Raw genomic sequence first — 20,126 nt, 5'->3', positions numbered from 1 at the left:
TCAAATTCACCGTAGTGGGTGAATGGGAATTCACCCAGCGGGATGCGAAAAGGTCATGGACGGTTTGTTTCGCCCGGCCGTGGCCGTGAACCGTCCCGGCCCACCACGTCCCCCTGCCGCGACCGGTCCGCCCTCGGCGGTTTCGGTCATACTGCGGCCCATGAACCGACTCCGCACCGGCCTGGTCGGCACCGGCCCCTGGGCCTCCGCCACGCACGCCCCCGCGCTGTCCCGTCACCCCGGCGTGGACTTCGTCGGCGTCTGGGGCCGCCGCGCCGAGCCCGCGGCCGCGCTCGCCGCCGAACACGGCACCAGGGCGTACGCGGACGTGGACGAGCTGTTCGCCGCGAGTGACGCCGTGGCGTTCGCCGTGCCGCCCGACGTGCAGGCGCCGCTCGCCGCGCGGGCCGCGGCGGCCGGGTGCCACCTGCTCCTGGACAAGCCGGTGGCGACGACGACGGCGGGCGCGCGGGACCTCGCCGCGGCGGCCGAGCGGGCGGGCGTCGCCTCCGTGGTCTTCTTCACGCTGCGCTTCACCGCCGCCTCGGCACGCTGGCTGGCCGAACAGAGCGCCACGGGCGGCTGGTTCACCGGCCGCGCCGACTGGTACGGCTCGTTCTACGCGCCGGACGGCAGCGCCGCGTTCTCGTCACCGTGGCGCGCGAGCCGCGGTGGCCTGTGGGACGTGGGCCCGCACGCCCTGTCGATGCTGCTGCCCGTGCTCGGCGACGTGACCGCCGTGACCGCTGCCGAGGGCCCCAGGGACACGGTCCACCTGATCCTGCGGCACGAGAGCGGCGCGTCCAGCACGGCGACGCTGAGCCTGACGGCCCCGCCGAAGTGCGAGGGCATCGCCGTGGAACTGCGCGGGGAGAGCGGCACGGTGGCGCTTCCGCCGTGGGACGGCGCGGGCGACGCGTTCGGGGCGGCGGTGGACGCGCTCGTCGAGTCCGCGGCCACGGGCACACCACATCCGTGCGACGTACGGTTCGGGCTGCGGGTCTCGGAGATCCTGGCGCGGGCGGAGGAGCACATCACGGCCACCTGACGCGCCCGGAACAACCACGGGCGGCCGGTACCGTGGCCGCTACGTAATGGCGAGTGACGGCACCGACCGCAGCCGGTGGTCCTACGGAACCGGCGGAGGAAGCCGAGCCGTGCGGTCCTGCGCTGCTCCGATTCCGACCACTCGGATCGGAATGCGAACAGTTGTCCCACACGCTTCCCACATCGGGCCCAGTAGGCCTGGGGGGTACCCAATGCCGGGGAATTTCAGCCATTCTCGAGCTCCCCGGACAAGATGCCCCGCTGTTGCGCACGGCTGTCATCCGACGTTCAAACCTGCAGGTCGGTGACCCCGCACTCTCCATCATGCCCGAGCGACTGATCGTTTTCTTCGGGCAATGTTTACTACCAAAGCCGATGTGAATATTTAGACTGATCACGCTCCAACTCGGCGTGCACCAAGAGGGATTACCCACCATGAACAAGACGGCGCTCCGCGCTCTGCTCCGCGAACGACGCGCCCTCATAGCCCCCGAATCGCACGGCTTCGCCCGCCCGACAGGCCAGGGACGGCGCGCACCCGGGCTGTCGCAGCACCAGGTCGACCAACTGCTCCACCGCACGTTCGGGACGTATCACCGGCTCGAATCAGGCAATTACCCCAACCCGCCGACCTCTCTGCTGCGCGACGTGGCACGCCTGTTCGGGCTGAACGAGCAGGAGTGGGTGTCCCTCTGCCGTTACGCACTGCTGCAGGACCCGCCGGGACCGCTCCACCTCTCCTCCGGCAAGGAGGTCCCGGGCGTCTGGCAGGAGGCGGTCGACGGGATCGGACACATGGCCTACGTGACCGACGCGTCCTGGGAGACGCTCGCGTACAACAGCGCCTTCGCCGGGATGTTCCCGGGTGGCAGGGTCCCCGGCAACACCCTGCGCTGGATGCTCCTGGACCCGAGCGGCCGCGAGACCCTGATGAACTGGCACACCGCGTGGGCCCCGATGGTGCTTCCACAGCTGCGGGCCGCGCTCGCCACCAGGCCCGACGACGACATCCTGCGGCAGATCGAGAAGGAGATCCTGGCCGACCCCGAGACCGCGGACCTCTACGCCGCCGGCAACTCCCACCCCCACCCCGACGGCGACGAGCGCCCCTTGATGCACGCCTTGGAGGGCCCCGGCTGGGTCACCATGTGCGCGGCGCAGCCCCTGACGGCACCCGGCTCCCGGCTGATGATCCTCGTGTTCCACCGCGGCTCGCAGCGCATCCAATCGCGCGCGCCCACTCTCCGCTCGGACTGACCGCACGCGGACGCGTCGGCATATCGTACTTACGTTCGACTTAGCGCCTCATAACAGGGCACTCCCGGCACAGTGCAGTAATTTGGCCACATCCCCACTCGCACCGCCGATCCACGGGGAGCCGCCTCATGACTGCCCACGTACTCCGACCCCAGACCGTCTTCGGCGACCACAAGGTCACCACGGCCGAGATAGCCGACGACGTGAGCGCGCACCACGCCGACCATCCACGGCTGCGCGCCATACTCCGCGTCATCGGCAACTGCGGCGTCGAGACCCGCCACTTCACGCGTCCGCTCGACTCCCCCACCGTGTCCGGCACCGCCGACGTCGGGGAGCGCGCCCGGGTCGCCTTCTCCGACGCGCTCGACATGGCCGAACGGGCCTGCGCCAGGGCCCTGGACAGCGCCGGTCTCACCGCGCGCGACATCGACGCCGTCGTCACCACGCACACCACGAGCTGGGCCGTCCCGAACCTGGACATCCACCTCGTCACGCGGCTCGGCCTCCGACCCGACGTGCGCCGCGTCGCACTCACCTCGGTGGCCTGCCCGGGCGGCACACAGGCCCTGACCCGCGCCGCCGACCTCCTCTCCGCACGGCCGGGCAGCACGGTCCTGGTGGTCGGCGCCGAGGTGCTGTCCAGCATCTACCACCACAGCGACACCGCCGTCGAGTCGATGATCTACAAAGCACTGTTCGGCGACGCTGCCTCCGCGACCGTCGTCACCGACGCACCGCTGGGCCCCGGACTGGCCGTCGACGACACCTTCGAGTACGTCCTCCCGGACAGCCTCGAACGCCAGCGCGGCAGAATCGCCGAGGACGGCATCCACTTCGACTCGACCAAACAGGTCCTGGCCGCCGTCACCGACGTGACGCCGCCCCTCCTGGACTGGCTCGGGCCCCGGCGGCCCGACTTCGCCGTCATCCACCCCGGCAGCCCGCGCATCATCGACGACACGGCGGCCGCGCTGCGCCTGGACGAGCACGCTGCACGGCACTCCACGGACACACTCAGCCACGAGGGCAACCTCGGCGGCGTGAGCATCCTGCGCGTCCTGGAACGCACCCACGCCGACCCGCCGGACGACGGCGCGTACGGCGCGGCGATCGCCTTCGGTCCCGGCTTCACCACGGCGGCCCTGCGCTGCCGCTGGCGCTCCTAGGGCCTGCCGGTCGCGACGGAGGAAAACCGGTTGCCGCCGCCCCGGCCCGCTGCTGAGGTGACCGCATGGATCACGCAGCGGTACTGGCCGCGTACGACCGTCAGCTTCGGCACGACACCACGGGCGAGGGCGGTGACACCCGGGTCGAGCGCACCGGGGACGTCGTGCGCGTCACCGGCTCCGCGCACGACTGGAACGGCGTCCTGTGGACCGACGTCGACGCGTCGACCGCGGACGCCGTCATCGCGGAGCAGGTGCGCCATTTCACCGACGCGGGGCGCGAGTTCGAGTGGAAGCAACACTCGTACGACCGTCCGGCGGACCTCGGCGAGCGCCTCCTCGCGGCCGGGTTCGAGGCCGAGCCGACGGAGACCGTGATGGTCGCCGAGGCCGCCGCCCTGCCCGCGGGCCCCGAGCTGCCGGACGGCATCCGGCTGGTCCCGGTGACGGACGCGGAAGGCGTACGCCTCATGGCAGAGGCGCATCTGGCCGCCTTCGGCGAGGGCGACGCGGCGCTGAGCGAACACCTCGCCCGCCGGGTGCTCGCCCAGCTCACCGAGACGCCGGACGACATCGTCGCGGTCGTCGCGATGGCCGACGACCGGCCGGTGTGCGGCGCGCGCATGGAGTTCCGGCCGGGCACCGACTTCGCCGGGCTGTGGGGCGGCGGCACCGACCCGCGGTGGCGCGGCAAGGGCATCTACCGCGCGACGGTCGCCCATCGCGCCCGCATCGCCGTCGAGCGCGGCTACCGCTATCTCCAGGTCGACGCCTCCGACGACAGCCGCCCGATCCTGGACCGGCTCGGCTTCGCCACGCTCTGCACGACCACGCCGTACGTGTACCGGCCGTAGGACCCGCGGGACCGGAGCTCAGCCGCGGCCGAGCAGTTCGGTGATCGCTTCGGCCGTGTCCGTCTCGCCGAGCCGCGGGAAGATCTTCTCCACGCTGTTGCGGTGGGCGTCGGCGTCCATGTCGGTGACGGCGTCGACGGCGACGGTCACGTGGTAGCCGTGCTCGTGCGCCGCGCGGGCCGTCGACTCCACGCCGATGCTCGTCGCGATGCCCGCGAGCACGACCTGGGTGACGCCCCTGCGGCGCAGCTGCAGGTCGAGGTCGGTGCCGTAGAAGGCGCCCCACTGGTGCTTGGTGACGACGACGTCCGTGTCCGTGCGCCCCAGTTCGGGCTCCAGGTCCGCCCAGTCCGCGGGCACGTCGCCGCCGCGCGCGGGTCCCTCGGTGCGGCCGGGGGCGCCGCCCGTCACCCGCACCAGGACCACGGGCAGCCCACGCTCGCGGAAGGCGGCGGCGAGGGCGGCGGACCGTTCGACGATCTCCTGGGAAGGGTGGGCGGTGGGCAGCGCCGTGATGCCTTTCTGGAGGTCGACGAGGATGAGGGCGGTGGTGGGGTCGAGGACGGTGGCGGTCATGGGTGGTGCCTTTCTCTGGCTGTACTGCTGGTTGCTTGCGTACGTGATGGCTGTGGCGCCTGCCGCCTACTCGGCCGGGCTGCGGCGCAGCGCGCGGTCGGTGACGGTCAGGACGACGAGGGCCAGGGCGAGGACGGCGCCGACCACGGCCATGAGGTGGAGCCCGCCGTCGTCGGCGCGCTGCCCGTAGGCGAGACCGATCAGGCCGGAGGCCGTGATGGCGCCGATGTACTGCGCGGTGCGCTGGAGTCCCGCCGCGGACCCGATGGCCTCGGCGGGCGCGAACTGTTGCACGGCCGCCTGGTTGCCGGTGCCCATGAGCCCCTGCGGGATGCCGAAGCAGGCTCCGGCCAGGAGCAGGACGGCGAGCGGCGTGGACCCCGTGGTGAAGAGGAGCAGTGCGCTGCCCGCTGCGAGGAGCACGGCGGCGACGGTGAGCGGCGCGCGGATGCCCTTGGTGCGCGCCCCGATCAGGGAACAGGCCAGGGCGGCGAGGGACATCGGCAGCATGACGAGTCCGGTGTGCAGCGAGGAGTAGCCGCGCTCCTCCTCCAGCCACTGGGTGAAGCCGTACATCACGCAGTACACGACGAGGTAGCTCAGTCCGTGCCGCAGGTAGGTGCGGGCTAGCGCGTGGTTGGCGCCGAGCATGCGCAGGTCGACGAAGGGATGCGGGTGGCGCAGCTGCCACCGGGTGAGCAGGGCGGAGAGCAGGACGACCGGGGCGAGCAGGGGCCACATCGGGTGGCGCAGGTCGAGCAGGAACACGACGAGGCAGCTCAGCGCACCCGTGAAGAGCACGATGCCCAGCGGGTCGAGCGTCCCCTTCGGCCCGGCCGCCGCCCTGTCCCGCGGTGTGTCCTTGGGTATCCAGCGCAGAGCGGTGGCGTACGCGATGACCGCGACCGGCACGTTGACGGCGAAGACGGCGCGCCAGCCGGCGGTCGCGACGAGGAGGCCGCCGAGGGTCGGGCCGATCGCCGCGCTGCCGAGCGCCGCGAAGGAGAGACGGCCGAGCACGGTGCGCGGGGTGGGGGTGCCGAGCCGGGTCGACTCGTCGCGCAGGACGGCCATCGCCGCGGGGTACGCGGCTGACGTGCCGATGCCGAGGAGCGCCCGGGAGCCGAGCAGCCAGCCGAACGCGGGGGCGAGCGCTCCGATGAGGCCCGACGCGACGACGAGGACGAGTCCGCCGAGGAAGACACGGCGCGGGCCGATGCTGTCGGCGAGCTTGCCGAGCACGGGCTGGGCGACGGCGCTCGCGAGGTAGAGCACGGAGACGAGCCAGGCGGTGTCGGAGGCGCCGACGCCGAAGTCGTGACCGATCGCCACCAGGCCGGTGGAGATCATCGTGGTGTTGAGTGGGTTGAGCAGGGAGCCGAGGAGCAGGGGCGCGGTCAATCGCGCTCCGAAGCCGGTCCGTTCCCGCGCGGGGCGCCGTTTCGTCCGGGCGAAGGACGTGGCGTTCACTTCTGCACCAGTCGCTCCAACAGCGCGACGGCGTCGGCGAGTTGACGCCGCTCGGCCGGGTCGAGCTCCTCGGAGACCGCCTCCGACAGCCAGCCTCGCTTGGCCGCGCGTCCGTCGGCGAGGGTATGGCGGCCCTGGTCGGTCAGGGAGAGGACGGACTGCCGCCCGTCGTTCGGATCGGGTGCCCGCTCGATGAGTTCCATGGATTCCAGGGCGCTCACGGTCATCCGCATCGACTGCGGCCGCACGAACTCGGCACGGGCGAGCTCCGCGGTGGTGGTGGGGCCGCCCCGGTCGAGGCGTGCGAGGACGGAGCGCTGCGAGGGGCTGAGCCCGTTCATGGGCGACGCGCCGCGCAGTTTCCGTACGAGACGTCCGACGACGTGCGTGAGGTCGGCGGCGACTTGCTCCGGGGTGGGCTCTCCAGGGTGTCCGCTCATGAGGCGACGGTACGAGATGGAAAGGAAAACTTGCAAGCCTTCCTTCCCATCTTCCCTCCCGAGAGCGTCGCGCCCGTTTCGCCGCGGAGACTCCTTGCACCCGTTACATCCCTTATGGGTCGACTTGATGTCGAGTACGTAGGTTCGTGGATATTCCACACGACCCGGAGCGACCCAGAGGAAAGAGATCATGTCCACCCGCGTGCGCTTGAGGGCCCTCATGATCGTCATCGCGGCTCTCGCCGCCGTCGCCATGCCCACGGCGGCGGCGTTCGCCGACACCCCCCGAACCCACCACGCCACGACCGGACCCCCGCCCCACCTCTCCCCGCGCGAGGAGATCCAGCCCGCCGCCCACATCGTCGGCGACCTGGCCCGCAAGAGCGCGGAACGCTCGACGGGCCGGCCCATCGGAATGCTGCCCGAGCAGTCCAGGGACACGGCGTGCGATCCCGTCACCGCGGCGAGGGCCGCGAAATCAGCGGCCGGGCAACGGCAGTCGGCGCCCTAGCGTCCGGTGACGAGCTCGTCGCGCAGGCCGAGCCGCAGGTGCTCGACGTGGAAGAGGGCCTGTTCGAGCAGTTCGGCGACGTGACTGTCGTAGAGGGCGTAGACGATGGAGCGGCCCCGGCGCTCGCCCGTGACGAGTCCGAGATTGCGCAGCAGGCGGAGCTGGTGGGAGCAGGCGGAGGCCTCCATGCCCACGGCCTCGGCGAGGCCGCCGACCGCGCAGGGCCCTTCCTGCAGGCGCGCCAGGATGCGCAGCCGCGAGGGGGTCGCCAGGGCCTGCAGGGTGGCGGCGACGTCAGTGGCTCCCACCACGTCAAGGCGCTCGCGGGGGGTGGCGTGATTCCTGGCGTCGGCTCCATGACCCATGGCGCCCATCATACTGACGACACATGAAGACCTGTTCAGATGTTCCTGTACGGTAGGCGCGTCGCCGTCCTCCACCCCGAAGGGGTTGCCTCGCCATGCCCTCCGACCTGCTCCCGCGCCCCGACCGGACCGCTCAGGCCGCCCCGCGCACCGAGAGCAGACGCCGCACCCGGGTGTTCGCCCTGCCGGAGGCGCGCTGGGCCGCCGCGGCGCTGGTGCTGTTCCTGATCGCGCTGCCGCTCCAGCTGACCGGCGCGTCCGCCTGGTCGTGGGGAACCCTGTACGCCGCCGCCTACGTCACCGGCGGGTGGGAGCCCGCATGGGCGGGGCTGACGGCGCTCCGTGAGAAGACCCTCGACGTGGATCTGCTGATGATCGTCGCCGCCGTCGGCGCGGCCTCGATCGGGGAGACGATGGACGGCGCGCTGCTGATCGTCATCTTCGCCACCTCCGGCGCCCTGGAGGCCCTGGCCACCGCCCGGACCCAGGATGCGGTGCGCGGCCTGCTGGACCCCGCACCGACCGTCGCCACCCGACTGTCCGACGACGGCAGCGAGTCGACGGTCCCGACGCGGGACCTGCTGGTCGGGGACACCGTCCTGGTCCGCCCCGGTGAGCGGGTCGGCGCGGACGGCCGCGTCCTGTCCGGGGTCAGCGACGTGGACCAGTCCACCATCACCGGTGAGCCGCTGCCGGCCGCGAAGAGGGCGGGGGACGAGGTCTTCGCCGGCACCCTGAACGGCACCGGCGCCCTGCGGGTCAAGGTCGAGCGGGACGCCTCGGACTCGGTGATCGCCCGGATCGTGGCGATGGTCGAGGAGGCCTCCGAGACCAAGGCGCCCACCCAGCTGTTCATCGAGAAGATCGAGCAGCGGTACAGCCTGGGCATGGTCGCCGCGACGCCGGCGGTCTTCCTGGTTCCCCTCGCGTTCGGCGCGGAGCTGACCTCCGCACTGCTGCGGGCGATGACCTTCATGATCGTGGCCTCGCCGTGCGCGGTGGTCCTGGCGACGATGCCTCCGCTGCTGTCGGCGATCGCCAACGCCGGACGTCACGGCGTCCTGGTGAAGTCCGCGGTGGTGATGGAGCGGCTCGGACAGGTCGACGCGGTCGCCCTGGACAAGACCGGCACCCTGACCGAGGGCACCCCTCGCGTCACCGACATCCGACCGGTGGCCGGCTCAGGTCTGACCGAGGACACCCTGCTGGCACTGGCGGCCGCCGCCGAGCACCCCAGCGAACACCCCCTGGGCCGTGCGATCGTCGACGCCGCCCGCACCCGCGGCCCGGCCATCGCCGACCTGCGGGACTTCACCTCCACGCCCGGCGTCGGCGTCACCGCCACCGTCGCCGGCCACACGGTCACGGTCGGCGCGCCCGCCCGCCTCCTCGGCCGCGACGACGACTCCGCGACGACGGGCGCCGCCGATATCGCGGCCGAGCTGGAGGACGGTGGCCGTACGGCCGTCGTGGTCCTGCGCGACGAGGTCCCGGTCGGAGTGCTGGGCATCGCCGACCGGCTGCGCCCCGGTGCCGCCGCGACCGTCGCCGACCTGACCGGCCTCACCGGTCGCACCCCGATGCTGCTGACCGGCGACAACCCCCGCGCCGCCACCCGCCTCGCCGCCGAGGTCGGCATCACCGACGACGAGGTCCACGCCGGGCTCCTGCCCGAGGACAAGGTCGAAGCCGTACGGCGCCTGGAGGCGCGCGGGCACAGGACGCTGGTCGTCGGCGACGGTGTCAACGACGCCCCTGCCCTCGCCGTCGCCCACACCGGGATCGCCATGGGCCGGGCGGGCTCCGATCTGGCCCTCGAGACCGCCGACGCCGTCATCGTCCGCGACGAACTCGCCACGGTCCCCAAGGTCATCGCCCTGTCCCGGGCGGCCCGCCGCCTGGTGGTGCAGAATCTGGTCATCGCCGGGGTGTTCATCTCCGGCCTGGTCCTCTGGGACCTGGCGGGCGATCTGCCCCTGCCGCTCGGCGTGCTCGGCCACGAGGGCTCGACCGTCATCGTCGGCCTCAACGGGCTGCGCATGCTGCGCGACGCCGCCTGGACCGCCACTCCCCACCCGACAAGGAGCACGCCGTGACCACCGTGGCCCTGTACCTCCCCGGCTCCGGCGCCCTCCCGCGCTGGGCGCAGATCGCCGTCGGCGTGGTGGTTCTGGGGCTGGTCGCGACACGGATCTGGCTGACCTTCCGCCGCCGAAGGTAGCCGCACTCCCTCTCCCCCGCCTACCGCTTCTTCCCTACGGCGTCCCAATCAACTCAACCCTGGGGGCACACATGCGGACTCGCGCCACCGCGGTCGCGGCCCCCCTGCTTCTCGCCGCGCTCGCCGCGTGCGGCAGCGGCGACGGCGATCACTGCGCCGGTAAGGACGGCTCCGGTACCGGTGGTGACAGGACCGATGGGCGGGCGGCTGACCTTGAGCTCGGTGAGCCGGCGCAGACCATCGGCGACGGCGGGGCGGGCGTCCTTCGGATCACGCCGAACACTGTCGTGTACGCGCGGGAGGGCAGTGGGGAGAAGGCGGCGAACGGCACCTTCGCCGTGATCGCGATGAAGGTCCAAGCGATGACCGGAGCGCCGGCGGAGCAGACCACGCCAATCACGGGCGACGGATGGAAGTGGATCGCCCCGGACGGCGAAGCGATCGGCTTCGACAGCGGCAATTCCACGATGATCAGCATGGACAAGTACAACAGCGGCGGTGCCGTGCAGCCCGGTACCTATGAGTGGGACGCCGAGGCCTTCGACCTGACGGAGGCGCAGGCAAAGGGCGGCACGCTCCTCTATACCGACGGCGATGGCACCGCTTACCGGTGGAAGATGCCCACCACCGACACGGGGCCCGACGTCGCGGAGCTGAAGAAGGAACTCGCAGGCTGAAACGGAAGATGCCCCCGGCTCCTCGGCGACAACCGGTGGACGGCCCGCGCCGCACCTTCCAGTGGCCGGTCGGGTCAGTCCCTGAGCTGCGCCAGCCATGACCGCAGCGGATGCGTCCGGGCTGCGTGGCGCCGCACGTCCTGGCCGGCACCCCGCCCTGTGACCCTCCAGGCCGCGCTGCCCAGCAGGCAGCCAATCAGGGCTCCCGCCGTGTTGAAGATGACGTCGTCGACATCGACGACACGGCCGGCGTTCATCACCAGTTGCACTGCTTCGATCGTGACACTCAGCGCAGTACAGCCCAGCACGATCACGGTCGGGGAGGGGGCTCGAGCCGCCGTGTAGGCGAACAGGCCGAGCGGCACGAACATGGCCGCGTTGGCGACCTGCAGAACGAGGATCATGTGCCGTTCGCCGGCGAACATTGAGTCGGCAGCGCTTCCCCACAGACCCTCCCCCGGGATCATCGCCACGTAGGGGACACCAGAGCCGATCGGCCGGTCCGGGACCACCGTGGCGGCCAGCGCCGCAACCAGACACGCCCCCCACAGCAGCCGGGCCGCCCGGCGCTGCCGACGCGGCGACGCCCGCCGCCACACGCCCAGCCCCACGGCCACCCCAGCGACAGCGGCGAGGAACAGGGACACCGTCCACGTATTCACGTAGAAGACGATGCGCCACACGCTGAGCTCCCCTGCCCTGTCGGGTCAGCAGTCAAGGTATTTGGAGATGTAGAACTTGCCACGGTGCTTCATCTTCGCGCGGATACACGCGTCGTCGCCCATCGGGAGGCGCTTGGTGAAGGCGGCATATCGCCTGCCTGGTAGGGGCCAGCATCTGGGGTGGAGCGAGCGGAAGGCCAGCGCCACTCCGGGAGGTTCACCCGGCCGTGTGCACGGCCGACGGTCAGGACCGATCCCCACGTGCTCGTAGAGATCAACGGCGAGCCTGGTGGCGGGCGGTGCAGTCGCGGCCCCGAATCACACCGTGCTCCGCACGGGCTTCGGTCGTGCCGTCCTACCTGGCCGAGGTAGCTGATTTGCAGGACGGTGACGATTTTGAGGGTGCGGCCGACGAGGAGGACGGCGAATGCGTGTTCGGTGACGGATATTCGCATGATTCCGTCGTCTTCGCCGTAGGGCTCTGTGGCGCCGAGAGGGTCGCCGCAGGCGGCGGCGAGGGCCTGGCTGAGCCGTTCGCTGACCTGTGTGGGAAGTGCGTCGTGGACGGCCTCAACCCCAGGGTCGTACTTCAGCCGGTAGATCACGTCTCGTCCTCGATTCCGGGCACCCTGAAGGGCGCGATGAAATCACTGGACGGCGGGCAGTGACTCTTTCGGGACGAAGCGTAGTGCTCGACCCGTCGGCGGGGCGCCGTTTCGAGTATCAGGCGGCGCCGCGGGCACGTGCCCGTTCGGCTTCGGCGAGAACGCGGTCGGTGACGTCGATCCATTCACCGGGGGGCTCTTCGCCACGGGCGTCGTAGGCGGCCAGCTCTCGCCCGCGTTCTACGGCGGCGAGGTTGTCCTTGGCGATGCGTTCCCACTTGGCGAAGACGCCGAGGAGTTCGTGTGCGGGTGCCTTGTTGATCTCGCTGGGGAAGCGTTGGGCGAGCAGCGGGTTGCCGAGGGCGTCACGGATGGACTCGATGGTCCACGGCTGTTCGCTCATCGCAGGCTCCTCGACACCGCTTCCCCAATGAGTTCACGGATTGCAACGCGGATTGGGTTCGCGCATACCAACAACGAATAACCAAGTGGATGCACCGTAGCGCAATACGTGTTGCGTAGAGTCTGCCTGTCAAGCTGACCTGTGACCTGCAGTTTCTTCTGCTGGCGTGACTGTCTGGCGGGACCTGCGTCGATCGGCCGCGGATGAAGGGGCGTGGTCCGTGGGGCGAGAGCCCGCGAGGGGATCAGGCCAGTCCTGGGCATGGAAGGGCTGACGCCGCACGGGCTGCGGCACTCGCAGAAGGTCTGGCTCGATGAGAGGGGTCAACTGGCAATGGAGCCGGCGATCGCTGCGGACCTGCAGCGTCAGTGGGAGCAGTCCCTCAGGGTCGTGGTGAACCGCCGGAGGTGCGGCGCCTACGCTCCGCTGACGCCGGCCGGGGGACCATTTCCGGAAGCGGCGACATCGCAATCGATCTCCCGAAATTGCCCCAGAAGTCAGTTGATCTTCTTTTGGGTGCCTGAAAGAGCCCGCTTCCGGGATGGGGGCGGGCTCTCGAAGGGGATCGCTCCATGCGCGTCCCCGTGCTGGCTTTCCTAGCGGATCGGCATCCCCGAAAGAGTCCGGGCGATGACCAGGCGCTGGATCTCGCTCGTGCCCTCGAAGATGGTGTAGATGGCCGCGTCGCGGTGCATGCGCTCCACCGGGTACTCGCGGGTGAAGCCGTTGCCGCCGAGGATCTGGACCGCCTGCGCGGTGACCTTCTTGGCGACCTCGCTCGCGTAGAGCTTCGACATGGAGCCCTCGGCCGACTCGAACTTCTTGCCCGTGGTGGCCATCCAGGAGGCGCGCCACACCAGGAGGCGGGCCGCGTCGATCTGGGTGCGCATGTCGGCGAGCTGGAAGGCGATGCCCTGGTTGTCGATGATCGGACGGCCGAACTGGGTGCGCGTCTTGGCGTACTCCAGGGCCTCCTCGTACGCGGCGCGCGCCGTGCCCACGGCCATGGCGCCGACCGCCGGGCGGGACGCCTCGAACGTGGCCATCGCCGCGTTCTTGACGCGCTCGCCGCCGGACTTGGCGCGCTCGCGCGCGCGGGCCATGCGCTCGTCCAGCTTCTCCTTGCCGCCGAGCAGGCAGTGGCCGGGGACGCGGACGTCCTCCAGGACGACCTCGGCGGTGTGCGAGGCGCGGATGCCGTGCTTCTTGAACTTCTGGCCCTGGGACAGGCCGGGGGTGTTCGGCGGGACGATGAAGGACGCGTGGCCCTTCGAGCCGAGCTCGGGGTCGACGACCGCGACGACGACGTGGACGTTGGCTATGCCGCCGTTGGTCGCCCAGGTCTTCGTGCCGTTGAGGACCCACTCGTCCTTGGCCTCGTCGTAGACGGCGCGGGTGCGCATGGCGGCCACGTCTGATCCTGCGTCCGGCTCGGACGAGCAGAAGGCGGCGACCTTGACGTCGTTCACGTCGCCGTACATCTGCGGGATCCAGGTGCCGATCTGCTCCTCGGTGCCGTTGGCGAGCACGCCGACGGCGGCCAGGCCCGTGCCCATGATGGACAGGCCGATGCCGGCGTCACCCCAGAAGATCTCCTCGGTCGCCATCGGGATGCCGAGTCCCGAGGGGTCGAAGAATTGCTGGGCGTAGAAATCGAGCGAGTAGATCCCCAGCTTCGCCGCTTCCTGGATGATGGGCCACGGGGTCTCTTCGCGCTCGTCCCACTCGGCGGCCGCGGGGCGGATCACATCGGCGGCGAACCCGTGGAGCCAGTCCCGGACCTCCTTCTGTTCGTCGTTGAGCTCCATGGTGAACTCGGCCATGACCCCTCCAGGACCTGCGATCATCTGCGACGTTACTTGCGGTAACCGCAGTCTGTTACCGGCCAGTAGTCCATGTCAACTCCCGGTGGCCCGTTCGATCCGGACGGGACGACGGGTGTTACGTTGCGCGGGCGTCACCGATTCAGCACGGGCGGGGAGAAACAATGGAGACCACGCAGCGGACCGATCAGCAGCGGTCCGCGGAGCACCGGCGGCGAGAGCTCCTCGAGGCCGCGGACCGGGTCGTGCTCCGCGACGGCCCGGGCGCCTCGATGAACGCCATCGCCGCCGAGGCGGGCATCACCAAGCCGATCCTCTACCGCCACTTCGGCGACAAGGGCGGCCTGTACGCGGCACTCGCCAAGCGCCACACCGACGCCCTCCTCGAAGCGCTGCGCGCCGCGCTCGACGCCCCCGCCGAGCGCAGGGAGCGGGTCGAGGCGACGCTCGACACCTACCTCGCGGCGATCGAGGCCCGCCCTCAGGTCTACCGCTTCCTCATGCATCCGTCGGAGGCACCCTCCCCCGGCGAGCAGGGCTTCGACGTCGGGCTCCACTCGGCCCCCCTGCTGCGCCGGCTCGGCGAGGAGCTCGCGGAGGTCATCGAGGAGCGCGTCGACCTCGGCCCGGAGAGCGCCGAGCTCGCCCGGGTGTGGGGCCACGGCATCGTCGGCATGATGCACGCGGCGGGCGACTGGTGGCTCGGCGAACGGCCCTGCCCCCGCGCCCAGTTGGTGCGCAGCCTGGCCGACCTGCTGTGGGGGCGGCTCGCGGCCGCGGGCAACCGTGTCGGGGGGCCCGGTTTTTGAGAGCTTGTCTTTGAGCCCCTCAGGAATTCCAGGGTGCCTTCGCGGCGGCCCGCAGCACCCTGCGGCGCCGCCAGCCCGTGACGCGGTCGGTGTAGACACCCCCGTCGAGGTGGTCGCACTCGTGCTGGAGACAGCGGGCGAACCAGCCCGTCCCGTGCACCTGGACGGGCTCTCCCCGCAGATCGACGCCTTCGACGACGGCGTGGTCGAAGCGCGGCGTGCCCGCTTCGAGTCCGGGCAGCGAGAGACAGCCCTCGGGGCCGCGCACCGTCACGCCGTCGGCCTCGACGAGCCTCGGATTGACCACGTGCCCGAGGTGGCGGACATCCTCGTCGTCCGGGCAGTCGTAGACGAACACCCGGCGGCCGACGCCGATCTGGTTCGCGGCGAGACCCACGCCCCGTGCGGCGTACATCGTCGCGAACATGTCCTCGACGAGTTCCGCCAGTTCGGGGCCGAAGTCGGTGACCTCCTCGCACGGCGCGTGCAGCACCGGGTCGCCGAGGAGGGTCAGAGGTCGTACGCGCCCCGAGGCGCCCGGGATCGTGCCGTGTCGCATGGCGGCAAGAGTACGGTCCAAGGGACGGAGCGGCACCGCCGAGGTGCCGAGGTGGTGCCGCAATTCGGGCTCGCAGATGGATCTGGATAGGCTGAGCAGCGAAACGATGCCGGGGGCAGGCGCGGCGCCGTACGCAAGGAGGATCTCGACAGATGTCAGGCAACACGGACCCGCTGTCGCCGCGGGCCAAGCTGGCCGTGACGGCGGGCAAGGCGGCCGCGGCGGTGTCCCGGGCAGCGGGCCGCGGCAGCGGATCGGTGATCGGCGGCAAGGTCGCGCTCAGGCTCGACCCCGAGCTGCTCGGACGGCTCGCCACGCACCTGGACGTCGTCCTCGTGTCGGCCACCAACGGAAAGACGACCACCACGCGCCTGATCGCCGAGGCGCTGCGGGCCAGCGGCCCGGTCGTCTCGAACGCGCTCGGTGCGAACATGCCCGCCGGAATCACCTCGGCGCTGGCCGGTGGCTCGGACGCCAGGTTCGGTGTGATCGAGGTCGACGAGAAGTACCTCGCGGGCGTCGCCCGTGACGTCGACCCCAAGGCGATCGCGCTGCTCAACCTCTCGCGCGACCAGCTGGACCGCGCCGCGGAGACCCGCATGCTCGCCGAGAAGTGGCGCGAGGGCCTGGCCGGCTCCAAGGCCGTGATCATCGCCAACGCCGACGACCCGCTGGTCGTCTGGGCGGCCTCCTCCTCGCCGAACGTGGTGTGGGTGGCGGCGGGCCAGGAGTGGAAGGACGACGCCTGGTCGTGCCCGTCCTGCGGTGGCGTCATGCAGCGCCCCGGGGACGACTGGTTCTGCGGCGAGTGCGGTTTCCGCCGTCCGGCGCCCAGCTGGGTGCTCTCCGGCGACCACGTCCTCGACCCGCACGGCTCGGCGTGGCCGATCCACCTGCAGCTGCCGGGCCGGGCGAACAAGGCGAACGCCGCCTCGTCGGCCGCCGTGGCCGCCGTCTTCGGCGTGCCGCCGCAGGTCGCCCTCGAGCGCATGTACCAGGTGCAGGCGGTCGCAGGACGCTACGACGTGGTGCAGTTCCAGGGCCGCGACCTGCGTCTGCTGCTCGCCAAGAACCCCGCGGGCTGGCTCGAAACGTTTTCGCTGATCGACCCGCCCCCGACCCCGGTGATCCTCTCCGTGAACGCGCGCGGCGCCGACGGCACGGACACCTCCTGGCTCTGGGACGTCGACTACACCCGGCTCGCCGGTCACCCGATCTTCGTGCTCGGCGACCGCAAGCTGGACCTCGCCGTGCGCCTCGAAGTGGCGGGCCTGGACTTCCGGGTCTGCGAGAGCGTCGACGAGGCGGTGCAGTTCGCCCCGCCGGGACGCATCGAGACGATCGCGAACTACACCGCGTTCCAGGACCTGCGCCGCCGCGTCGGCAACTGACCCGCCCGGCCCTCTAGATCTTCGTAGGGACAAATGAGCATGAGCGACAACAGCCTGCGGCTGGTGTGGGTCTACCCCGACCTGCTGAGCACGTACGGAGACCAAGGCAACGCCCTGGTCGTGGAGCGCCGGGCGCGTCAGCGCGGCCTCCAGGTCGAGCGCTACGACGTGCGCAGCGACCAGCCGGTGCCCACCTCCGGTGACATCTACCTGATCGGGGGCGGCGAGGACCGCCCGCAGCGGCTCGCGGCCGAGCGGCTGCGCCGCGACGGCGGCCTCCAGCGCGCGGTCGGCAACGGCGCGATCGTCTTCTCGGTCTGCGCCGGTTACCAGATCCTTGGCAACGAGTTCATCAACGACCTCGGCCAGCGCGAGCCGGGTCTCGGCCTCCTCGACGTGGTCTCCACCCGCGGCGAGGGCGACCGGTGCGTCGGCGACGTGCTCGCCGACATCGACCCGCAGCTCGGCCTGCCCCCGCTGACCGGTTTCGAGAACCACCAGGGCATCACGCACGTCGGCCCGGCCGCGCGGCCGCTCGCCCGCGTGACGCTCGGGCGGGGCAACGGGACGGGGGACGGGACCGAGGGGGCGTACAACGGGACCGTGTTCGGTACCTACATGCACGGCCCCGTCCTCGCCCGCAACCCGCTCATCGCGGACCTGCTCCTGAAGCTGGCCCTCGACGTGAACGCGCTGCCGCCGACGGACGACCGCTGGTACGAGGCGCTGCGCAACGAGCGCATCAACGCCGCGCAGCAGCCCGCGTAACACCGCTGAAGCGCCCCGTCCGAGGGCCCCTCTGACGCCCCGCCCGCACATGTGAGCGGGGGCGTCCAGCCCTCGGACGCCGGGTGCGGCCCGGCCCCCCGGCGCCTATAGGGTGGCGGGGATCCAGCCGGACGACGTGGTCCGGTCATCGACCCACGTTGCAAAGGTATTCCGGGCCATGCGCATTGGTGTCCTGACCTCCGGCGGCGACTGCCCCGGCCTCAACGCCGTCATCCGCTCCGTCGTGCACCGCGCGGTGGTGGACCACGGCGACGAGGTCATCGGCTTCCACGACGGCTGGAAAGGCCTCCTGGAATGCGACTACCGCAAGCTGGACCTCGACGCGGTGGGCGGCATCCTCGCCCGCGGCGGCACGATCCTCGGCTCCTCGCGCGTCCAGCCCGCGCACCTGCGGGACGGCGTGGAGCGCGCCAGGGGACACGTCGCCGAGCTCGGCCTCGACGCGATCATCCCGATCGGCGGCGAGGGCACCCTCAAGGCGGCCCGGCTCCTCTCCGACGCGGGCCTGCCGATCGTCGGCGTCCCCAAGACCATCGACAACGACATCGCCGTCACGGACGTCACCTTCGGCTTCGACACGGCCGTCGGCGTGGCGACGGAGGCCCTCGACCGCCTCAAGACCACCGCCGAGTCGCACCAGCGCGTGCTCATCGTCGAGGTGATGGGCCGGCACACCGGGTGGATCGCCCTGCACTCCGGCATGGCCGCGGGCGCGCACGCGATCGTCGTCCCCGAGCGCCCCTTCGACATCGAGGAGCTGGCCGCGAAGGTCGGCGAACGCTTCTCCGCGGGCAAGAAGTTCGCGATCGTCGTGGCCGCCGAGGGCGCCAAGCCCCGTGAGGGCTCCATGGAGTTCGACGTGGGCGGCAAGGACGTCTACGGCCACGAGCGGTTCGCGGGCATCGCCCGCCAGCTCTCCCTCGAACTGGAGCAGCGCCTCGGCAAGGAGGCCCGTCCGGTCATCCTCGGCCACGTCCAGCGCGGCGGCACCCCCACCGCGTACGACCGCGTCCTCGCGACCCGGTTCGGCTGGCACGCCGTGGAGGCCGTGCACCGCGGCGAGTTCGGCAACATGACGGCGCTGCGCGGCACGGACATCACGATGGTGCCGCTCGCGGAGGCCGTGGAGACGCTGAAGACGGTGCCCGAGGAGCGGTACGCCGAAGCGGAGTGCGTGCTGTAGTCCGCTCCCCCGTCGAACTCCTGCCCCCGGTCGCGTCAGCGGCCGGGGGCAGTTCTACTCTGGTGCCGACACACGTCGCACAATCCGCACGAATCAGGAGCCACTGGATGGATCACAGCGGGCACGGCATGAACATGGATCTGCCGCCGTTCACGCTGGGGCGAGGCCTCGAGCTGTCGGCCGACCCCTTCTTCCTCATCGGCTGCCTGGTGGCCCTCGCCCTGTACGGATGGGGCGTGGCGCGGCTCGTGCGGCGCGGTGACAAGTGGCCGGTCGGCCGCACGGTCTCGTTCGTGCTCGGCATCCTGACCGTGCTCCTGGTGATGTGCACCAAGCTCAACGACTACGGCATGGTCATGTTCAGCGTGCACATGGTGCAGCACATGGTGATCAGCATGCTGTCGCCGATCCTGCTGCTGCTCGGCGCGCCGATCACGCTGGCGCTGCGTGCGCTGCCGGCGGCGGGGCGCGGCCGCAAGGGCCCGCGCGAGTGGCTCCTCCGGCTCCTCCACAGCCGCTACATCAAGATCATCACGCATCCCGCGTTCACGATCCCGCTGTTCATCGCGAGCCTGTACGCGCTCTACTTCACGCCGCTGTTCGACACGCTGATGGGCTCCAAGGCGGGCCACATCGGGATGATGGTCCACTTCCTCGCCGTCGGCCTCGTCTTCTTCTGGCCGATCATGGGCGTCGACCCGGGACCGCACCGCCCCGGCTACATCATGCGGATGCTGGAGCTCTTCGCGGGCATGCCGTTCCACGCGTTCTTCGGCATCGCACTGATGATGGCGAGCCAGCCGATGATCGGCACGTACATGCACCCGCCCGCCTCGCTCGGCATCGACGCGCTCGCCGACCAGGAGGCCGCGGGCGGCATCGCCTGGGCGTTCAGCGAGATCCCGTCCGTGGTGGTCCTGGTCGCCCTCCTCTTCCAGTGGCGGCGCTCCGACGACCGCGAGGCGCGCCGCAAGGACCGTGCCGCGGACCGCGACGGCGACAAGGAGCTGGAGGCGTACAACGCCTATCTGGCCTCACTGGCCGCTCGCGGACGCTAGCGCCAGAGGGTCTTCCCGGGTCACGATGGTCTTCGGACCGCGGTCTGGACGCGTGAGCGCCGCAGGCTGCCGGGAGGAGGCTGAGCGATGCCCGGTTCCACGAAGACCATGGGTGGGTTCACCATCGGAGGCCTCGTCATGGTGACGGCCTACACGGTGGCTCTCGGAAGCAACGGCTGGTTGTGGTTCGGCTGGGTGGTGCTCGGTCTGATCACGCTGGCGATGGTGCTGTCGCGGGCCACGTGAGCGTGGCGGCG

The 20,126-nt window shown here is 71.0% G+C and carries 23 protein-coding genes; 15 read left to right on the top strand and 8 right to left on the bottom strand.

All coding sequences use genetic code 11. From position 1 onward, the window contains the following. The first annotated feature begins 160 nt into the window (after window positions 1–160). The 4 genes from DEJ48_RS37520 to DEJ48_RS37505 all read left to right on the top strand — a co-directional run bounded on the left by DEJ48_RS37520 (window position 161) and on the right by DEJ48_RS37505 (window position 4,327). Window positions 161–1,048 carry a Gfo/Idh/MocA family protein gene (locus DEJ48_RS37520; RefSeq protein WP_150220559.1) on the top strand — a complete coding sequence of 296 codons (888 nt, stop codon included), beginning with the start codon at window positions 161–163 and terminating at the stop codon, window positions 1,046–1,048. A 434-nt stretch (window positions 1,049–1,482) separates the two neighbouring features. Further along, a complete protein-coding gene (locus DEJ48_RS37515) occupies window positions 1,483–2,304 on the top strand; it encodes a helix-turn-helix domain-containing protein (protein ID WP_150220558.1) in 822 nt (273 codons plus the stop codon). A gap of 128 nt (window positions 2,305–2,432) precedes the next feature. After that, window positions 2,433–3,473 carry a type III polyketide synthase gene (locus tag DEJ48_RS37510; RefSeq protein WP_150220557.1) on the top strand — a complete coding sequence of 347 codons (1,041 nt, stop codon included), beginning with the start codon at window positions 2,433–2,435 and terminating at the stop codon, window positions 3,471–3,473. Window positions 3,474–3,538: 65 nt separating this feature from the next. Then, window positions 3,539–4,327 (top strand): GNAT family N-acetyltransferase, encoded by a 789-nt coding sequence (locus DEJ48_RS37505; protein ID WP_150220556.1) that lies wholly within the window; start codon window positions 3,539–3,541, stop codon window positions 4,325–4,327. 18 nt (window positions 4,328–4,345) lie between these two features. Here DEJ48_RS37505 and DEJ48_RS37500 read toward each other — a convergent pair whose 3' ends face one another. The 3 genes from DEJ48_RS37500 to DEJ48_RS37490 form a co-directional block, all read right to left on the bottom strand. Then, window positions 4,346–4,903: an isochorismatase family protein gene (locus tag DEJ48_RS37500; RefSeq protein WP_150220555.1), complete on the bottom strand. Its 558-nt coding sequence runs from the start codon at window positions 4,901–4,903 to the stop codon at window positions 4,346–4,348. 66 nt (window positions 4,904–4,969) lie between these two features. Then, window positions 4,970–6,253 (bottom strand): MFS transporter, encoded by a 1,284-nt coding sequence (locus DEJ48_RS37495; protein WP_150221624.1) that lies wholly within the window; start codon window positions 6,251–6,253, stop codon window positions 4,970–4,972. Window positions 6,254–6,369: 116 nt separating this feature from the next. Beyond that, a complete protein-coding gene (locus DEJ48_RS37490) occupies window positions 6,370–6,813 on the bottom strand; it encodes a MarR family winged helix-turn-helix transcriptional regulator (RefSeq protein ID WP_150220554.1) in 444 nt (147 codons plus the stop codon). Window positions 6,814–7,003: 190 nt separating this feature from the next. Between DEJ48_RS37490 and DEJ48_RS37485 the strand changes: the two genes are divergently transcribed. Continuing rightward, window positions 7,004–7,324: a hypothetical protein gene (locus DEJ48_RS37485; RefSeq protein WP_150220553.1), complete on the top strand. Its 321-nt coding sequence runs from the start codon at window positions 7,004–7,006 to the stop codon at window positions 7,322–7,324. Here the strand turns inward: DEJ48_RS37485 and DEJ48_RS37480 are convergent. Then, window positions 7,321–7,689 (bottom strand): ArsR/SmtB family transcription factor, encoded by a 369-nt coding sequence (locus DEJ48_RS37480; RefSeq protein ID WP_150220552.1) that lies wholly within the window; start codon window positions 7,687–7,689, stop codon window positions 7,321–7,323. The two genes, DEJ48_RS37485 and DEJ48_RS37480, sit on opposite strands and share 4 nt — an antisense overlap. Window positions 7,690–7,784: 95 nt before the next feature. Between DEJ48_RS37480 and DEJ48_RS37475 the strand changes: the two genes are divergently transcribed. From DEJ48_RS37475 to DEJ48_RS37470, 3 genes are all read left to right on the top strand, one after another. Beyond that, the gene (locus DEJ48_RS37475) at window positions 7,785–9,785 is read left to right on the top strand and encodes a heavy metal translocating P-type ATPase (protein WP_150220551.1); all 2,001 of its coding nucleotides are present in this window, start codon (window positions 7,785–7,787) and stop codon (window positions 9,783–9,785) included. Further along, window positions 9,782–9,910, top strand: coding sequence for a hypothetical protein (locus DEJ48_RS40850; protein ID WP_263399472.1), 129 nt, complete (start codon window positions 9,782–9,784; stop codon window positions 9,908–9,910). Before DEJ48_RS37475 ends, DEJ48_RS40850 begins: the two co-directional genes overlap by 4 nt. Before the next feature lie 71 nt (window positions 9,911–9,981). Continuing rightward, complete coding sequence (locus tag DEJ48_RS37470; protein WP_150220550.1) at window positions 9,982–10,587, top strand: hypothetical protein; 606 nt, start codon at window positions 9,982–9,984, stop codon at window positions 10,585–10,587. Window positions 10,588–10,661: 74 nt separating this feature from the next. Here DEJ48_RS37470 and DEJ48_RS37465 read toward each other — a convergent pair whose 3' ends face one another. Then, a complete protein-coding gene (locus tag DEJ48_RS37465) occupies window positions 10,662–11,270 on the bottom strand; it encodes a VanZ family protein (RefSeq protein ID WP_150220549.1) in 609 nt (202 codons plus the stop codon). A 326-nt stretch (window positions 11,271–11,596) separates the two neighbouring features. On the opposite strand from DEJ48_RS37465, the gene DEJ48_RS39975 reads away from it, so the two are divergent. Then, window positions 11,597–11,917 carry a hypothetical protein gene (locus DEJ48_RS39975; protein ID WP_190537832.1) on the top strand — a complete coding sequence of 107 codons (321 nt, stop codon included), beginning with the start codon at window positions 11,597–11,599 and terminating at the stop codon, window positions 11,915–11,917. 55 nt (window positions 11,918–11,972) lie between these two features. Here DEJ48_RS39975 and DEJ48_RS37455 read toward each other — a convergent pair whose 3' ends face one another. Together DEJ48_RS37455 and DEJ48_RS37450 are read right to left on the bottom strand one after the other, a co-directional pair. After that, window positions 11,973–12,257, bottom strand: coding sequence for a hypothetical protein (locus DEJ48_RS37455; protein ID WP_150220548.1), 285 nt, complete (start codon window positions 12,255–12,257; stop codon window positions 11,973–11,975). A 596-nt stretch (window positions 12,258–12,853) separates the two neighbouring features. Then, window positions 12,854–14,080, bottom strand: a complete 1,227-nt coding sequence (locus tag DEJ48_RS37450; RefSeq protein ID WP_150181991.1) for an acyl-CoA dehydrogenase family protein — start codon at window positions 14,078–14,080, stop codon at window positions 12,854–12,856. Between the two features lie 164 nt (window positions 14,081–14,244). On the opposite strand from DEJ48_RS37450, the gene DEJ48_RS37445 reads away from it, so the two are divergent. Further along, window positions 14,245–14,889 (top strand): TetR family transcriptional regulator, encoded by a 645-nt coding sequence (locus DEJ48_RS37445; protein WP_150181992.1) that lies wholly within the window; start codon window positions 14,245–14,247, stop codon window positions 14,887–14,889. 19 nt (window positions 14,890–14,908) lie between these two features. Here DEJ48_RS37445 and def read toward each other — a convergent pair whose 3' ends face one another. Further along, on the bottom strand, window positions 14,909–15,448 hold the full coding sequence (def, locus tag DEJ48_RS37440) for a peptide deformylase (RefSeq protein ID WP_150220547.1): 540 nt from the start codon (window positions 15,446–15,448) through the stop codon (window positions 14,909–14,911). 152 nt (window positions 15,449–15,600) lie between these two features. Here def and DEJ48_RS37435 point away from each other — a divergent pair, with 152 nt between their 5' ends. From DEJ48_RS37435 to DEJ48_RS39970, 5 genes are all read left to right on the top strand, one after another. Continuing rightward, window positions 15,601–16,839 (top strand): MurT ligase domain-containing protein, encoded by a 1,239-nt coding sequence (locus DEJ48_RS37435; protein WP_150181994.1) that lies wholly within the window; start codon window positions 15,601–15,603, stop codon window positions 16,837–16,839. 39 nt (window positions 16,840–16,878) lie between these two features. Next, window positions 16,879–17,607, top strand: a complete 729-nt coding sequence (locus tag DEJ48_RS37430; protein ID WP_150164120.1) for a type 1 glutamine amidotransferase — start codon at window positions 16,879–16,881, stop codon at window positions 17,605–17,607. Between the two features lie 178 nt (window positions 17,608–17,785). Further along, complete coding sequence (locus tag DEJ48_RS37425) at window positions 17,786–18,811, top strand: 6-phosphofructokinase (RefSeq protein ID WP_150220546.1); 1,026 nt, start codon at window positions 17,786–17,788, stop codon at window positions 18,809–18,811. Between the two features lie 107 nt (window positions 18,812–18,918). Then, window positions 18,919–19,869 carry a cytochrome c oxidase assembly protein gene (locus tag DEJ48_RS37420; RefSeq protein WP_150220545.1) on the top strand — a complete coding sequence of 317 codons (951 nt, stop codon included), beginning with the start codon at window positions 18,919–18,921 and terminating at the stop codon, window positions 19,867–19,869. A gap of 87 nt (window positions 19,870–19,956) precedes the next feature. Then, window positions 19,957–20,115: a hypothetical protein gene (locus DEJ48_RS39970; protein ID WP_167357829.1), complete on the top strand. Its 159-nt coding sequence runs from the start codon at window positions 19,957–19,959 to the stop codon at window positions 20,113–20,115. Window positions 20,116–20,126 lie beyond the last annotated feature (11 nt).

It is taken from the genome of Streptomyces venezuelae, from assembly GCF_008642315.1.
Lineage (GTDB): Bacteria > Actinomycetota > Actinomycetes > Streptomycetales > Streptomycetaceae > Streptomyces > Streptomyces venezuelae_D.
This window is presented reverse-complemented; position numbering and strand designations above follow the sequence as displayed.

What these genes read in the sequence shown, in the direction of transcription:
- DEJ48_RS37505 (WP_150220556.1), top strand. Translation starts at nt 3,539, where the DNA reads ATGGATCACGCAGCGGTACTGGCCGCGTACGACCGTCAGCTTCGGCAC.
- DEJ48_RS37435 (WP_150181994.1), top strand. Translation starts at nt 15,601, where the DNA reads ATGTCAGGCAACACGGACCCGCTGTCGCCGCGGGCCAAGCTGGCCGTG.
- DEJ48_RS37520 (WP_150220559.1), top strand. Translation starts at nt 161, where the DNA reads ATGAACCGACTCCGCACCGGCCTGGTCGGCACCGGCCCCTGGGCCTCC.
- DEJ48_RS37425 (WP_150220546.1), top strand. Translation starts at nt 17,786, where the DNA reads ATGCGCATTGGTGTCCTGACCTCCGGCGGCGACTGCCCCGGCCTCAAC.
- DEJ48_RS37430 (WP_150164120.1), top strand. Translation starts at nt 16,879, where the DNA reads ATGAGCGACAACAGCCTGCGGCTGGTGTGGGTCTACCCCGACCTGCTG.
- DEJ48_RS37495 (WP_150221624.1), bottom strand. Translation starts at nt 6,253, where the DNA reads ATGATCTCCACCGGCCTGGTGGCGATCGGTCACGACTTCGGCGTCGGC.
- DEJ48_RS37450 (WP_150181991.1), bottom strand. Translation starts at nt 14,080, where the DNA reads ATGGCCGAGTTCACCATGGAGCTCAACGACGAACAGAAGGAGGTCCGG.
- DEJ48_RS37475 (WP_150220551.1), top strand. Translation starts at nt 7,785, where the DNA reads ATGCCCTCCGACCTGCTCCCGCGCCCCGACCGGACCGCTCAGGCCGCC.
- DEJ48_RS37420 (WP_150220545.1), top strand. Translation starts at nt 18,919, where the DNA reads ATGGATCACAGCGGGCACGGCATGAACATGGATCTGCCGCCGTTCACG.
- DEJ48_RS37470 (WP_150220550.1), top strand. Translation starts at nt 9,982, where the DNA reads ATGCGGACTCGCGCCACCGCGGTCGCGGCCCCCCTGCTTCTCGCCGCG.
- DEJ48_RS37500 (WP_150220555.1), bottom strand. Translation starts at nt 4,903, where the DNA reads ATGACCGCCACCGTCCTCGACCCCACCACCGCCCTCATCCTCGTCGAC.
- DEJ48_RS37455 (WP_150220548.1), bottom strand. Translation starts at nt 12,257, where the DNA reads ATGAGCGAACAGCCGTGGACCATCGAGTCCATCCGTGACGCCCTCGGC.
- DEJ48_RS37490 (WP_150220554.1), bottom strand. Translation starts at nt 6,813, where the DNA reads ATGAGCGGACACCCTGGAGAGCCCACCCCGGAGCAAGTCGCCGCCGAC.
- DEJ48_RS37515 (WP_150220558.1), top strand. Translation starts at nt 1,483, where the DNA reads ATGAACAAGACGGCGCTCCGCGCTCTGCTCCGCGAACGACGCGCCCTC.
- DEJ48_RS37510 (WP_150220557.1), top strand. Translation starts at nt 2,433, where the DNA reads ATGACTGCCCACGTACTCCGACCCCAGACCGTCTTCGGCGACCACAAG.
- def (WP_150220547.1), bottom strand. Translation starts at nt 15,448, where the DNA reads ATGCGACACGGCACGATCCCGGGCGCCTCGGGGCGCGTACGACCTCTG.
- DEJ48_RS37445 (WP_150181992.1), top strand. Translation starts at nt 14,245, where the DNA reads ATGGAGACCACGCAGCGGACCGATCAGCAGCGGTCCGCGGAGCACCGG.
- DEJ48_RS37480 (WP_150220552.1), bottom strand. Translation starts at nt 7,689, where the DNA reads ATGGGTCATGGAGCCGACGCCAGGAATCACGCCACCCCCCGCGAGCGC.
- DEJ48_RS37485 (WP_150220553.1), top strand. Translation starts at nt 7,004, where the DNA reads ATGTCCACCCGCGTGCGCTTGAGGGCCCTCATGATCGTCATCGCGGCT.
- DEJ48_RS39970 (WP_167357829.1), top strand. Translation starts at nt 19,957, where the DNA reads ATGCCCGGTTCCACGAAGACCATGGGTGGGTTCACCATCGGAGGCCTC.